Source organism: Acinetobacter lwoffii, assembly GCF_019343495.1.
GTDB classification, from domain to species: Bacteria; Pseudomonadota; Gammaproteobacteria; order Pseudomonadales; family Moraxellaceae; genus Acinetobacter; species Acinetobacter lwoffii_P.
Genome location: NZ_CP072549.1, coordinates 1,960,566 through 1,974,088, shown reverse-complemented (window position 1 = coordinate 1,974,088; position 13,523 = coordinate 1,960,566). Strand labels below are relative to the sequence as shown.

Sequence of the window (13,523 nt, the reverse complement as noted above, 5' to 3'; positions counted from 1 at the left end):
ATACACCATAATCAATATATAGTGTAAAACAGCCCGAATGGGCTGTTTTTTTTCTATATGTTGCGTAAAACTCTACAAAGTTTGTAATTTTTGCTACACTCGGAATCCATCTGGATTTGTTCAATTAAACCGCTATGCATTGCCCATTTTGCAATACTGCAGACAGTAAAGTGATTGATTCACGCCTGGCAGCTGAAGGCTGTCAGATTCGTCGTCGCCGTGAATGTGTCAGTTGTAATGAACGCTTCACTACCTTTGAAAGCTATGAAGTGGTGATGCCGCGCGTCATCAAGTCGGATGGCAAAAATGAACCTTTCGATGAAGCCAAATTACGCCGTTCCCTGATGCATGCCTTGCAAAAACGCCCGGTGACCCAGGAGCAGATTGAAACAGTGCTGAGCGATATTCAGCTACAGATTCGCCGTCTGGGTGAGCGTGATGTGAAATCACGTACCATCGGTGAAATCGTGATGCAGTCTTTATTTGCTCTGGATCATGTTGCCTATGTGCGTTTTGCTTCGGTCTATCAGGATTTTCAGGATGTCGAAGCTTTTCGTCATCAGATTGAACAGATGCAACAACGAGAATTACAAGAATAAGCATGGCTGAACTGAATCAAGATCAAATCTGGATGCGCCGGGCCATTGAATTGGCACGTCAGGGGCAATATTCCACCAAACCGAATCCGAATGTCGGCTGTGTCATTGTTAAAGATGGCATCGTGATTGGTGAAGGCTTTCATCCCCAAGCCGGCCAGCCACATGCTGAAGTCTTTGCGCTGCGTCAGGCCGGTGAACAGGCACGTGGTGCAACCGCTTATGTGACTCTAGAACCTTGTGCGCATTATGGCCGGACACCGCCTTGTGCCAAAGGTCTGGTGGAAGCAGGTGTGGCTAAAGTTGTCGTGGCCTGTCCTGATCCCAATCCGCTAGTGGCCGGAAAGGGCGTACAGATCCTGAAAGATGCGGGCATTGAGGTAGACGTTGGCATCTGTGAAGATGAAGCGCATGAGCTGAATCAAGGTTTCCTGAAAGCCATGGCGACTGGCATGCCTTATGTGCGTTTAAAAATTGCCTCAAGCCTGGATGGCCGTACCGCAATGGCATCGGGTGAATCGAAATGGATTACCGGTGTGGAAGCGCGTCAGGATGTACAGCATTGGCGTGCGATTTCAGGCGCAGTGATCACCGGAATTGATACGGTTCTTGCGGATGACTGTCAGCTGAATGTGCGGCAACTGGATGGGATTGAAGATATCAAGACCGTGGTGCAACCGAAACGAATTATTCTAGACCGTCAGGGGCGTTTACCACTAAACGCAAAAATTTTAGCGCAAGCCGATACCGTAATGGTGATGGGGCCATTTCGTCAGGAGCTTGCAGATCTGGGTGTGCTACACTTGCCGGTACAGCCTTTAGCAGAATTATTAAAGCAACTGGTTCAACAGCATCAGATTTATGATGTCTTGGTGGAAGCAGGGGCGACCTTATCTACGGCATTTTTACAACAAAAATTGGTTGATGAACTGATCAGTTACGTTGCACCGACCCTATTGGGTCGGTCTGCGCGTACCATGTTTAATGCAGAATTTAGCCATATGGCCGAACAACTCCGATTTAAGCTGTGCGATGTAACTCGCTTAGGTGATGACGTGCGCTTCAGGCTAATTCCTTTTCAAGAGACACTATGAGTTCAGAGTCTACGGTTTATCATAAACGTCGCCATGCGGCACGTACCACCGATGAATATCTTTTCCATCAGCTGGTTCCTTATCTGGGCAATAAACGCCGTTTACTGCATTTAATTCTGGAAGCGTTGGAAAGTACGGGAACTCTGAACCGTGCTGATGGTCGTGCGCCGATTTTTGCTGACTTTTTTGCAGGTTCAGGCGTGGTCTCGCGCTTGGCCCGTCAGAATGGCTATCGTGTGATTGCCAATGACTGGGAGCCGTATAGCCATGCGCTGAATCATGCGGTACTGGCCTGTACTGAAGCACCGGCATTTAAAGAACTCGGTGGCTATCAGAAAGCGATTGATTATCTGAACCGTCTGCCGGAAGTTAAAGGCTGGGTGACGCATAACCTGTGTCCGCGTAATGATGAAATTTATGATCCAGCCCGTGATCGTTTGTTCTTTAAACGTCGTAACGGCATGCGTATTGATGCCATCCGTCAGCAGATTGCAGCCTGGCAGGCACAAGGTGCAATTGATGATGTGGAAATGTCTGCCTTGCTGGCACCCTTGCTGTATTCCGCCAGTTTTGTCAGCAATACTTCAGGCGTTTTCAAAAGCTTTCATCATGGCTGGGGCGGGAAAACCCAAACTGCGCTGGAACGGATTGAATCATTGCTGTGGCTGACTCCAAGCCGTTTTTGTGAATCGGATCAGAAAAAGGGAATGGCCGCAGAAATGTGGTGTGTCGATGCCCAGCATCTGGCCAACCAGATGAGCGGCTTTGAAGTAGATGTAGCTTATCTGGATCCACCGTATAATCAGCATGCTTATAGCAGTAATTATCATGTGCTGAATGCGCTGACCTTATGGGATCAGGCCGATTTACCGACTCCGGATACCAAGGGCTTTAAGAGCGGGATTGACCGGGCATGGCGCAAAGAGCGTCCGAGCCAGTACAATTCCTCTAAATATGCCAAAGAAGCTTACGAGAGCCTGTTGGCCACCATCAATGCACGTTTCATTCTGACCAGTTATTCAACTGACGGTAATATCAGCGCTACCGATTTGTTACAGGCCAATCTGAAACGTGGCCGGGTGACCTTGCTAACCCAGGATGTGCCGCGTTATCGTGTTAGCAAACAGCGCCAGTCTGAACGTGCCCGCGTGCTGGAATTTATTGTGATTACCGATACCCATGCCAAGTCAGGTCCACCGATCCGTCAATTACTCAGCCAGCTGCATCATTATGCAGAATTGGGTGGTGTGGATACGACCGGCGTTAGTACCCAGTTGGCCCTCTGGTAAAAGAATTGAAAAGGAAATAAAAATGTTTACAGGTATTATCGAAAGCCTCGGCAAAGTCGAAAGTCTGCAAAGCGTTGGTGGTGATGTACGTTTACGCATCCAGACCGATCTGGACATGTCTGATGTACATCTGGGTGATTCTATCGCGACCAATGGTATCTGCCTGACCGTGATCGACTGGGGCGAGAACTGGTATGCGGCTGATGTTTCCCGTGAAAGTCTGAACCGGACCACGCTCGGCACTTGGAAAGCCGGTCAACCTGTCAATGTTGAAAAAGCCATGTTGCCGACTACGCGTTTTGGCGGTCATATTGTGTCAGGTCATGTCGATGCAGTCGGCGAGATCACCCTGGTACGTGAAGATGCACGTTCAATTTATTATGAAGTGACTGCACCTGCTGAAATTGCCAAATATCTCGCAGAAAAAGGCTCGGTCACAGTCGACGGCATCAGTCTAACGATTAATCATTTGCGTGGTAGCGTGATTAGTCTGAACCTGATTCCACATACTGCTGAACGTACCAATATCGGTACCTGGAAAGTCGGTAGCAAGGTCAATCTGGAAGTGGATGTATTGGCACGTTATATCGAGCGTTTATTGCTCGGTGATAAAGCCGCCCAAACCACTGAACAATCAAAAATCAGTATGGATTTCCTGGCTGAAAATGGTTTCTTAAAATAAGAGAAATGTTGATTTACTGAACAGTCTGATTGAAAAATTAGACTGTTTTTTTATTTTTCGGGATAATCAGCAGTTTAACTTGCAAATATTGCCTTGGTGGACGGGTCGAATGCTCGATTTTTTACTTAACTTGGAACAGTCATTGCCGCTATTGCTCGATCAATACGGGGTATGGATTTATGCAATCCTGTTTCTGGTGATTTTTGCAGAAACCGGTTCAGTGTTTTTCTTTTTTCTGCCCGGCGACAGTCTATTGCTGGCTGTGGGAGCTTTGTGCGCCAGCAGCGATCTGGTGACCCTGCATTCGATGGGGCTGTTGTTATTCACTGCCTCGGTGTTGGGCTATAGCGTGAATTATTACACCGGAAAAGTTCTCGGTTTAAAATATTTCAATCAACATTCACGTTATTTCAAGCCGGAATATATGGTGAAAACCAATCACTATTTTATGAAACATGGCGGTAAAACCATTTTAATTGCACGTTTTATTCCCTTTGTCCGCTCATTTGGCCCTTTTGCCGCCGGCTCAGCGCATATGAGCTTTGCCACATTCAGCTTTTATAATATTGCGGGTGGTATCCTCTGGATTGGCACTTTGTTAAGCATTGGTTATCTGCTTGGAAATGCGGCCTTTATGCTGGCAGATTTTTTCTAAGACGCGACATAGAAGACAAAAAAGCCCAAATTTTCGGGCTTTTTTAATGTGAAAGGCTCATTTAAATATTGCGTGGCTGATCAGAAAATTCAGAATTTTTCAGCATATACTCGATTTCTTCTTTGGCCGCAGCACGCATTTTTTCACGCAGTGCATGGACAGTCTGTTCAATCACCGTTTCTGCCTCAAGTTCCAGACGTAAACGTACACTTTCTAATTCGGATAAAATGCTCTGGTCTTCAATCTGGAGGCGACCTCTGGCAAAATCAAAAGTCGTCTCAGGATTTTTTGCATAACGTGCGACATAGTGCTGCACTTCAGTCTCTAGATGCGTATTTATTTCAGCAAGCACCTGACTCTGTTCGCTAAATTTACGCTGTTCTTCAAGACGTAGCTGTTCTTGATAGGCCTGTTCTTCGGCACGTTTCTCGGCCAAGGCTTTTTCAAGCGCAAGCTGTTTGCGAATGCGGGCTTCTTCAATCAATTCGGCTTTGCGCTGCGCATAGGCGGCTTCGATCTTATGTTCAGATTCCTGCTGCAAGTGCTGGTCACGACTCTGCCATTCTTCCAAAGACGTTTCTGGCTTTAAAATATCGCAGATCCGAGAGAGGTCATCGATAAAGGTCTGACGCACAGCTTCCGGCACATTTAACCAGCGCTGTTTAAAATCGGGACCTACATTTAATGCCACGTGCCTCTCCTTGTGGATGATATCGGTTAAAGCTTATGGGTGTCCGGTTCAATACCTAATCGACGATATTGCTTGAATTTTTCACGACCCAGCTGTTTAGCCGTTTCATGATTTTCAATGATCTCAATAATGTGACTAAATTTTGCGTAAGGTTCAAGTGCTTCCGGATTAAAATTGAAAATAATCCAGTCGGACTGTTCCGGTAGTGTGGCCGAAATACAGACTGTTGACTCAGGCTGGTCAATACCATGTGGAATAAAGCTGCTGGGGTCAAAACTCCACAAACGTTCATCTAGCTGCTGTTGCAATGCTGCATCGGCACATAATAACCAGATCCGCGCCGGCTGACGCAGAATCTTACGGCATAAACGACAAGTGCTGTCCACTTGTCGTTCAGGGCTTTTTTCAAATAAATAAAAGCTGACTTTAGCCATTGCTTTGAACGCGATTCGCCAGGAATTGCATCAATAATGGAACTGGACGGCCGGTTGCACCTTTATTGGTACCTGAGTTCCATGCCGTACCTGCAACATCCAGATGTGCCCAGCGATATTCACGGGTAAAACGTTGCAGGAAGCAGGCTGCAGTCACAGAACCAGCTTTTGGCCCACCGATATTGCCAATGTCGGCAAATGGTGAATCCAGCTGTTCCTGATAGTCATCCAGTACCGGCATACGCCATACCCGGTCAAAGGAGTGCTGGCCGGCAGCTTCTAGTTCTGCTGCCAGTTTATCATCTGGCGTGAACAGACCCGTTAGTACTGAACCCAAAGCGACCACACAGGCACCGGTTAAGGTCGCAATATCAATCACCAAAGCAGGATTAAAACGTTTTACATAGGTCAAGGTATCACATAGGACCAAACGACCTTCGGCATCGGTATTCAGGATTTCAACCGTCTGACCGCTCATGGTCGTTACGATATCACCAGGACGGGTGGCTTTACCTGAAGGCATGTTTTCTGCTGCAGCGATGGTTCCCACCACATGTAGAGGTAAGCGGGCTTCGCACAATGCACGCATTGTACCGAGTACAGAAGCTGCACCGCACATGTCGTATTTCATCTCGTCCATGCCTGCGCCTGGTTTAAGGGAAATACCGCCGGTATCAAACGTAATGCCTTTACCCACCAAGACTACCGGTGCTTCGCTACGCTCTGACTGATATTCTATGCTGATAATCCGACCAGGACGCTCTGAACCTTTACTTACCGCAAGGAAGGCGCCCATGCCTAAATCTGCCATTTGCTGTTCATCCAGCACTGTGACTTTAAGTAGGTCTGGATATTCAGCCGCCAAAGCCACCGCCTGTTCTGCAAGATATTCAGGGAAACAGATATTGCCCGGACGGTTGCCCAGGTCACGTGCCAGATTTTGTCCGCTTTGCACTGCTTGTACCAGTTGCAACTGTTCGGTAGTTAAGACGCTATGAGTGGCAATCAGGTCGATCTGCTCGAGCACAAATTCATTCTTCTTGGATTTATATTCATCATAACCATAGCTGGCCTGAGTCAGGAAGAGCGCAAACAGATAATGGAATTCTTGTGGAAGTTGTGTCAGATCTACAGAAATCTGTTTGAATTTTTTTTGAGTGACTTGAATAATAGTTTGCGCGATTTTTGCAAGTTTTGCCGGTTGCAGTTCAGCGACCTTGCCTAAACCAATTAGTGCTGCATGGCTGGACTGGCTCACCTGACCAATCAGGCTCAGGCTTTCCGCCAACGCTGCCTTGAATTGAGAGGCTTCAATTAATGTGTCTAAATTATTGATTTGATAGGTTGCGGTTGTATTCTGAAGTTGTTCTGAGTCAACTAAAATCAACAAAGATTGACTTGATCCATTCTCTGGGAATGACGTATTAATTGTAAGTTTCATATTCTGTTTTCACGCCTGTCTAGATGGGTAAATCATTCAGTCATTGAAACATTTATCCGAATAGATTTTCAATGGGCAGGGCGGCCTAGGTTTTATATTTTTGCTATTCGGGTAAACTAGCACTCGTTTTATGGACCTTATTTTGGAAGAATTAATTTGATTATTCGGCGTTATCTGGTCAAGCAAGTTGTCTCGACATCCTTGGTGGTGATTGCCTTATTGACCTTGATCATGATGGGCGGTCGACTGATCAAGTATTTTGGTGTCGCGGCGCAAGGCCGTCTGGATGCAGGCATTTTATTTAGCATTATTGGCTACCGTTTGCCTGAATTCTTGACCCTGATTCTTCCGCTCGGTTTCTTTATTGGACTGATGCTGGTGTTTGGCCGTTTATATGTCGACCATGAAATGGCCGTGATGAATGGCAGTGGCGTCAGTCGGCATCAATTGGCGCGTCTACTGGTGCCGATGACCCTGGTGTTTTTGATTGCTCAGGCCGGATTGATGCTGTGGGCTGCGCCGTGGGGCATTCGCCAGTTTGAAGCCCTGACCACCAGTCAGGCGGTACGTACCGGCTTTGACCTGGTGAGACCGAAAGAATTTATCTCCTCTGGGCCCTATACCATTTATGCCGGTGACCTGTCAGAAGACCGTAAAAATTTAAAAGATATTTTCTTTTATCAGCGTGCGGAAAAAGAAGGCAAACCGGATGTGATGATTCTGGCGCAGGAAGCCACCCGAATTGAAGTACCGAATGATGCTGCCAATGTGGTCGATCTGGTTAATGGACGCCGTTATGAGATCTATCCGGGTACACCGCAATATACTCAAGCTGAATTTGAAAGCTATCGTCTGCGCTTAGAAAGCGATGAAGAAGCGCAATTTGCCAGTACTGAAGTTGAGGCCTTACCGACCTCGCAATTGTGGCAGAACCGTCAGGATCCTGTGGTGGCCAGTGAGTTGGGCTGGCGGGTGTTTGTTCCTTTTGCGATTCTGATTGCCCTGATTCTGGCTGTGGCATTGTCTGAAGTGAGTCCACGACAGGGTCGATATCTCAAGTTATTTCCTGCCCTCATGATTTTTGCCAGTCTGATTGTGGCCTTGATGGCAGTGAAGACCCGGATCAGTAAAGAAGAAATGGGCATTTGGGCCTATCCATTGATTCTGATTGCCTATGCAATTGCGGGTGCCTTGTTCTCGCGTAAACAGAAATTAGGCCCGAAAATCAAGAAACAGATTCAGCGAGTGAGGTCTTAACAATGTTGGCACGTCGTATAGTTGCAAAACATGTGACCCAAACCACTGCGCTGGCGATGCTGGGTGCAACCGCGGTATTGGCGGGTTTACAGGTATTATTTACTTATCTGGGTGAGCTTGGTTCGCTCAAAGATGGTTATGGTGCCTGGGATGCCTTGAAATATGTGCTTTGGGGGGCACCAAATTATTTATATGAAATCCTGCCGATTTCTGCACTGATTGGTGCAGTTTTAGGTCTTGGTACATTAGCCTCGAATAGTGAGCTGATTGTGATGCGTTCGGTTGGTGTGAGCTTATGGCGCATTGTCGGCTGGGTCATCCGTTCAGCACTGCTGTTGGTGGTGTTGTCTTTTGCCCTGAGCGAGTGGGTCATTCCGTATACCAATGAACAGGCCAAAAGCGTCAAGAGTGCTAGTAAAGCCGCTCAGCTCGGTGAAGTTCGTGGTTACTGGACTCGGGAAGGGCAGCGCTTTATTTATATCGATTATGCCAACTCGCAAGGTCAGTTGAAAAATGTGCAGATGCTGGACTTTGACCAGAACTATCGTTTGCGCGGTACCTTGCAGGCAGATCAGGGCCAATTTGTTAAAGATGGTTCTTGGACGCTGGACAACACAGAGCAGTTCGATATTTTACAAAATGGCAATGCCACGCTGGTCAAGCAGCAACAGCAACCTTTAGCGCTGGCATTGCAGCCCAAATATGTGCATATGGTGACCATTGATCCTGAAGATTTATCGCCGAGTCAACTGGTCAGTTTCATGAGCTATATGCATGAATACAGTCAGGTACCAAAAACCTATCAGTTGGCCTTCTGGCAAAAACTTGGCTCTCCATTTGCTCTGATCGCCTTGGTGGTGATCGCCTGTTCATTTATCTTCGGGCCGTTGCGTCAGCAATCCATGGGTTTTCGTCTGGTGATTGCCTTATTTGCCGGACTGGGTTTCTTTTATCTGCAGGATTTCCTCGGCTATGCCAGCTTGATTTACGCACCGTCTCCGGCCTGGTTCGTATTTATTCCGATTCTGATCATGTTTGGCATCGGCGGATACTTGCTGCATCGGGCGCGCTAAGGCACAGGAAAATAGAACAAATCAATCATCATGAGAGGCTTAAACCATATATGGGTCATGGCCTCTTTTTATAAACTTCGCTAAAATAGAGCGATTAATTCGTAGACGAACAGAGTATTTCATTATGACGGATGCAACTGCTGGCAAAATCCCTCACGTTTTGGTGATTATGGATGGTGTGGGTCATCGCGAAGCGGTCGAAGACAATGCGTTTTTAGCAGCTAAACGACCAAATTTAACTGCGATACAGGACAAGCATCCGCATGGTTTGATCTCGGGTTCAGGTGAAGATGTTGGCCTGCCAGATGGTCAGATGGGTAACTCTGAAGTCGGACATATGAACCTCGGTGCAGGTCGTGTGCTGTATCAGGACTTTACCCGAATTACCAAAGACATTCGTACTGGCGACTTCTTTGAACATGAAGTGCTGGTCGATGCGGTGGAGAAAGCTAAAGCTACAGGTGGGGCAGTACATTTGCTTGGCCTTTTGTCTGAAGGCGGTGTGCACTCACATGAAGATCATATCGTGGCGATGGCTGAACTGGCCCTGAAACGTGGTGCAAAAGTCTATTTACATGCATTTTTAGATGGCCGTGATACACCCCCTAAAAGCGCACAGCCATCTTTAGAAAAGCTTGATGCCTTATTCGCACAATATCCAGGTCAAGGTCGTATTGCGACTATGATTGGCCGTTATTTTGCCATGGACCGTGACAACCGTTGGGATCGTGTTGAACAGGCCTATCGCTTGTTGACTGAAGGCGAAGCGGTTCGTACGGTTGCCACTGCAGTTGAAGGTCTGGAACAGGCTTACGCAGCCGATGAGTCGGATGAGTTTGTCAAAGCCATTCGTATTGGCGAGCTGGCAAAAATTCAGGATGGCGACAGCGTGGTGTTCATGAACTTCCGCGCTGACCGTGCCCGTGAATTGACCCGCGCATTTGTGGAAAAAGACTTTGCCGGTTTTGAACGTAAAGTGGTGCCAAATCTGGCGAAGTTTGTCATGCTGACGCGTTATCAAGCGACCATTGATGCACCTGTGGCATATATGCCAGAAGCGTTGAAAAACTCGATTGGCGAATACCTGTCTAACTTGGGTAAAACCCAGCTGCGTATCGCGGAAACGGAAAAATATGCACATGTGACCTTCTTCTTCAGTGGCGGTCGTGAAGATGAATATCCGGGTGAGAAACGTATCCTGATTCCATCGCCAAACGTGGCCACTTATGACCTTAAACCGGAAATGAGTGCCTATGAGGTGACTGATGAGCTGGTGGCTGCGATCAATTCAGGTGAATTTGACCTGCTGGTCGTGAACTTTGCCAATGGTGATATGGTCGGTCATACGGGCGTATTCGATGCTGCGGTGAAAGCTGTTGAAGCGGTCGATACCTGTTTGGGTCGGGTTTATGAAGCCGTGATGGCGCAAAAAGGTCATATGATTGTGACTGCCGATCATGGTAACGTAGAGCAGATGCAGGACTATCACAGTGGTCAGGTACATACCCAACATACCACTGAACTGGTTCCATTTATTTATGTCGGTCCAACTCAGGCCACGATCGCAGAAGGCGGTGTACTGGCAGATGTCGCACCGACTTTATTAAGTCTAATGCAAATTCCGGTACCTGCTGAAATGCAAGGTCGTAACCTGATTCAGCTTGATGCATAATTTTCGATAAAATTCTAAAAAGGTCAAAGAATGGCAAGAACACGCTGGAAGTCTGTTGTAATACCATGCTTACTGATGTGTTTGAGTCATTCAGCCTGGGGTGCGGGTTCAAATGAGCCGACATTCGATGATATGGAAATGGATGGGCAGGTCTATTCTGAAATTCCTGTGGCATCCATTCAGGAATTCGTACAAATTTATGGCATCGTGAAAGACAATTATATTCAAGATAAAAATGACGATGCCTTATTTCAACAGGCCATTCAAGGTCTAGTCAGTGGCTTAGACCGCTATTCCCGCTATTTGTCGCCTGAAGATTATAAACAGCTGCGTGAATATACCGAAGGGGATTTGGCCAGCATTGATTTCGATCTGCAATTTGACCCGCGGTTGAAGCAATGGGTGGTTCAGGGCCTGAGTGCCGATGCAGATTCAGCCAAGCAGGGACTGCGGAATGGCGTCACAGTTTATAAAATTGATGATCAGGTCTTAAGTAGCCTGAATCAGGAACAAGTCCGACAGTTATTGAGCGGAGCAGTTGGTTCTACGCTCACGATCCAGCTTTCCCCACAAAGTCCGGTCGTTCGTCTGGTCCGCAATACCAAACTGGATACTGAAATTAAATCGAGCTTGCACAATAATCAGGTTCTGGTTTTACAGGTTAAAGTTTTTCAGCAAGATACTGCCAATAAAATCAAACGTCTAATCGAAAGTTACTCGGATAAACGCTTAAAAGCCGTGCTATTTGATTTACGCAATAATCCCGGTGGCTTACTCTCGGCCGCAGTTGAATCTGCCGATTTATTTTTGAATCAGGGCGTGATTGTCTCGACCAAAAGCCGTACTGAAGGCAACCAGCAATTTCAGGCCTTGCCGAGTTTTGAGTTCCAGAATTTGAAAGTTGGGGTGCTGATTAACAACCGCTCGGCTTCTGCAGCAGAAGTGTTTACTGCAGCCTTAAAAGAGCATAACCGTGCCTGGGTCGTAGGCGAAAAAAGCTATGGCAAAGGCGTAGTACAGAAACTCTTTCCTTTAAGTAATGGTTCAGCCTTACAGATTACCGTATCACAATACTTTAGCCCGAGTGGCCAGATGATTGAAGGGCGGGGCGTGCAGCCGCATTTCAACTATCCGTTTAAGCAGGAAATGCGTGAGGAGAGCTATCTGGAACATGTTACAGACTTGCTGCTCCTGCAAAAATAATTATTCGTCTTCTTCAGTATCCAGTCCGAACTTTTTCAAGCGATAGCGCAGGGAACGGAACGACATGCCGAGTTTTTTGGCGGCCAGTGTCCGGTTCCAGTGGGTCAGATTCAGCGCATTCAGTAAAATCTCTTTTTCGACCTTTTCCAAATACAGCTCTAGACCCTCTTCAGGTAGCTTTTTAGGTGCAATCATCAGGGTTTCGGTCGCAATGATCTCGCTCGTGAGTGGATTCATCTCCTGAGGGCTGTTTAGCGCCTGACGTAGCGGTGCGCTCTGCAAATGCTGAAGATCAATCCGCTCTTCATCACTTAAAGTAATCGCGCGTTCCATAATATTACGCAATTCACGTACATTACCTGGGTAATATTGTCCCAATAAGAACTCTTTGCTGCGTTCGGTCAGTTTTTTATTGGGAATGCCCCATTCCTGGCAAATCTTCTGAATAAAGTGTTCGGCCAATAACAGAATATCCTGGCCTCGTTCACGCAGCGGCGGTAAAGTCAGATCCATCACATGAATACGGAAATATAAATCCTGACGGAATTTGCCTTGTTGCACCAAGGCGTCCAGATCCTGATGGGTGGCACTGATTACACGGAAATCCACATCAATTTCGGTATCTGAACCGAGTGGACGAATACGTTTTTCTTGTACGGCACGTAACAGTTTGACCTGCATGGCAAGCGGTAATTCTGCAATTTCATCCAGAAATAGGCTGCCCCCATGTGCAGATTGAATCAAGCCCTGTTTGTCCTGAGCAGCACCGGTAAAGCTGCCTTTCTTATGCCCAAACAGTTCACTTTCCATCAACTCAGTCGGAATGGCGCCGCAGTTAATCGCAATAAAAGGACCTTCGTTGCGGTTACTCAGGCGATGTACCAGATTGGCCACGACTTCCTTGCCTGTGCCTGATTCGCCAGTGATAAAAACCGGTGCTTGTGAGCGGGCAATTTTTTGTAAGGTAATGCGTAATTGCTGAATTGGCATGGATTGTCCAATCAGCATTTTATGTTCGAGTGCATCGTTCGGATTATTATGCGAATAATCCACCGGTTTATTCAGCGCTTTTTGTAAGAGCTGCTCCAGGTGTTTTTGATTAATCGGTTTGCTGACAAAGTCAAAAGCCCCTGCTTTGAGCGCAGCAATGGCGATTTCCATATTGCCATAGGCGGTCAGAACCGCGACCGGAAGTGCCGGGTAAAGATTGCCAATCCAATCCAGTAACTCCAAACCATTGCCATCGGGCAGATTCAGGTCGGTCAGACAGGCATCATACTGATGATTGGCAAGCCATTTTTTAGCGTCTTCCAGACGATGGGCAATGTGCGTGCGAATTCCCATGCGCAGCAATGACATTTGCATGAGGGTACATAAATCTTCCTCATCATCCACCAAGAGCACCAGTGGTTGTTGTTCCCCATTCATCTTCCTTG

At 47.1% G+C, this 13,523-nt stretch carries 13 protein-coding genes; 9 read left to right on the top strand and 4 right to left on the bottom strand.

Annotated elements, in window-relative coordinates; all coding sequences use genetic code 11:
• The first annotated feature begins 134 nt into the window (after positions 1–134).
• The 5 genes from nrdR (at position 135) to J7649_RS09370 (ending at position 4,316) form a co-directional block, all read left to right on the top strand.
• Positions 135–599, top strand: coding sequence for a transcriptional regulator NrdR (gene nrdR, locus J7649_RS09390; protein WP_004281044.1), 465 nt, complete (start codon positions 135–137; stop codon positions 597–599).
• Positions 600–601: 2 nt separating this feature from the next.
• Positions 602–1,690 (top strand): bifunctional diaminohydroxyphosphoribosylaminopyrimidine deaminase/5-amino-6-(5-phosphoribosylamino)uracil reductase RibD, encoded by a 1,089-nt coding sequence (gene ribD / locus J7649_RS09385; protein WP_219307603.1) that lies wholly within the window; start codon positions 602–604, stop codon positions 1,688–1,690.
• The gene (locus tag J7649_RS09380; protein ID WP_004644908.1) at positions 1,687–2,979 is read left to right on the top strand and encodes a DNA adenine methylase; all 1,293 of its coding nucleotides are present in this window, start codon (positions 1,687–1,689) and stop codon (positions 2,977–2,979) included. The genes ribD and J7649_RS09380 overlap by 4 nt, the downstream gene beginning before the upstream one ends.
• Positions 2,980–3,001: 22 nt before the next feature.
• Complete coding sequence (locus J7649_RS09375; RefSeq protein WP_004644909.1) at positions 3,002–3,661, top strand: riboflavin synthase; 660 nt, start codon at positions 3,002–3,004, stop codon at positions 3,659–3,661.
• A gap of 109 nt (positions 3,662–3,770) precedes the next feature.
• The gene (locus J7649_RS09370; protein WP_005248429.1) at positions 3,771–4,316 is read left to right on the top strand and encodes a VTT domain-containing protein; all 546 of its coding nucleotides are present in this window, start codon (positions 3,771–3,773) and stop codon (positions 4,314–4,316) included.
• Between the two features lie 61 nt (positions 4,317–4,377).
• On the opposite strand, the gene blhA is transcribed toward J7649_RS09370, so the two are convergent.
• Genes blhA through J7649_RS09355 form a run of 3 tightly spaced genes read right to left on the bottom strand, consistent with a single transcriptional unit; the run spans position 4,378 to position 6,882 of the window.
• Complete coding sequence (blhA, locus tag J7649_RS09365) at positions 4,378–5,007, bottom strand: cell division protein BlhA (protein WP_219307601.1); 630 nt, start codon at positions 5,005–5,007, stop codon at positions 4,378–4,380.
• Positions 5,008–5,033: 26 nt separating this feature from the next.
• On the bottom strand, positions 5,034–5,441 hold the full coding sequence (locus J7649_RS09360; RefSeq protein ID WP_180180668.1) for a DNA polymerase III subunit chi: 408 nt from the start codon (positions 5,439–5,441) through the stop codon (positions 5,034–5,036).
• Positions 5,434–6,882, bottom strand: coding sequence for a leucyl aminopeptidase (locus J7649_RS09355; protein ID WP_219307598.1), 1,449 nt, complete (start codon positions 6,880–6,882; stop codon positions 5,434–5,436). Before J7649_RS09355 ends, J7649_RS09360 begins: the two co-directional genes overlap by 8 nt.
• 156 nt (positions 6,883–7,038) lie before the next feature.
• Here J7649_RS09355 and lptF point away from each other — a divergent pair, with 156 nt between their 5' ends.
• The 4 genes from lptF (at position 7,039) to J7649_RS09335 (ending at position 12,087) form a co-directional block, all read left to right on the top strand.
• Positions 7,039–8,139 carry an LPS export ABC transporter permease LptF gene (gene lptF, locus J7649_RS09350; RefSeq protein ID WP_004281053.1) on the top strand — a complete coding sequence of 367 codons (1,101 nt, stop codon included), beginning with the start codon at positions 7,039–7,041 and terminating at the stop codon, positions 8,137–8,139.
• Between the two features lie 2 nt (positions 8,140–8,141).
• Positions 8,142–9,212, top strand: a complete 1,071-nt coding sequence (gene lptG, locus J7649_RS09345; RefSeq protein ID WP_004281054.1) for an LPS export ABC transporter permease LptG — start codon at positions 8,142–8,144, stop codon at positions 9,210–9,212.
• A gap of 124 nt (positions 9,213–9,336) precedes the next feature.
• Positions 9,337–10,884 (top strand): 2,3-bisphosphoglycerate-independent phosphoglycerate mutase, encoded by a 1,548-nt coding sequence (gpmI, locus tag J7649_RS09340; RefSeq protein ID WP_219307596.1) that lies wholly within the window; start codon positions 9,337–9,339, stop codon positions 10,882–10,884.
• A 30-nt stretch (positions 10,885–10,914) separates the two neighbouring features.
• On the top strand, positions 10,915–12,087 hold the full coding sequence (locus J7649_RS09335; RefSeq protein ID WP_219307594.1) for a S41 family peptidase: 1,173 nt from the start codon (positions 10,915–10,917) through the stop codon (positions 12,085–12,087).
• On the opposite strand, the gene J7649_RS09330 is transcribed toward J7649_RS09335, so the two are convergent.
• Entirely contained in the window at positions 12,088–13,515 is a 1,428-nt protein-coding gene (locus tag J7649_RS09330) for a sigma-54-dependent transcriptional regulator (protein ID WP_219307583.1), read from the bottom strand. It lies immediately after the preceding gene.
• Between the last annotated feature and the right edge of the window lie 8 nt (positions 13,516–13,523).

Bases quoted from the DNA above. Each gene is read 5' to 3' on its own strand.
- nrdR (WP_004281044.1), top strand. From the start codon at position 135: ATGCATTGCCCATTTTGCAATACTGCAGACAGTAAAGTGATTGATTCA.
- ribD (WP_219307603.1), top strand. From the start codon at position 602: ATGGCTGAACTGAATCAAGATCAAATCTGGATGCGCCGGGCCATTGAA.
- J7649_RS09380 (WP_004644908.1), top strand. From the start codon at position 1,687: ATGAGTTCAGAGTCTACGGTTTATCATAAACGTCGCCATGCGGCACGT.
- J7649_RS09375 (WP_004644909.1), top strand. From the start codon at position 3,002: ATGTTTACAGGTATTATCGAAAGCCTCGGCAAAGTCGAAAGTCTGCAA.
- J7649_RS09370 (WP_005248429.1), top strand. From the start codon at position 3,771: ATGCTCGATTTTTTACTTAACTTGGAACAGTCATTGCCGCTATTGCTC.
- J7649_RS09360 (WP_180180668.1), bottom strand. From the start codon at position 5,441: ATGGCTAAAGTCAGCTTTTATTTATTTGAAAAAAGCCCTGAACGACAA.
- J7649_RS09355 (WP_219307598.1), bottom strand. From the start codon at position 6,882: ATGAAACTTACAATTAATACGTCATTCCCAGAGAATGGATCAAGTCAA.
- lptG (WP_004281054.1), top strand. From the start codon at position 8,142: ATGTTGGCACGTCGTATAGTTGCAAAACATGTGACCCAAACCACTGCG.
- gpmI (WP_219307596.1), top strand. From the start codon at position 9,337: ATGACGGATGCAACTGCTGGCAAAATCCCTCACGTTTTGGTGATTATG.
- J7649_RS09335 (WP_219307594.1), top strand. From the start codon at position 10,915: ATGGCAAGAACACGCTGGAAGTCTGTTGTAATACCATGCTTACTGATG.
- J7649_RS09330 (WP_219307583.1), bottom strand. From the start codon at position 13,515: ATGAATGGGGAACAACAACCACTGGTGCTCTTGGTGGATGATGAGGAA.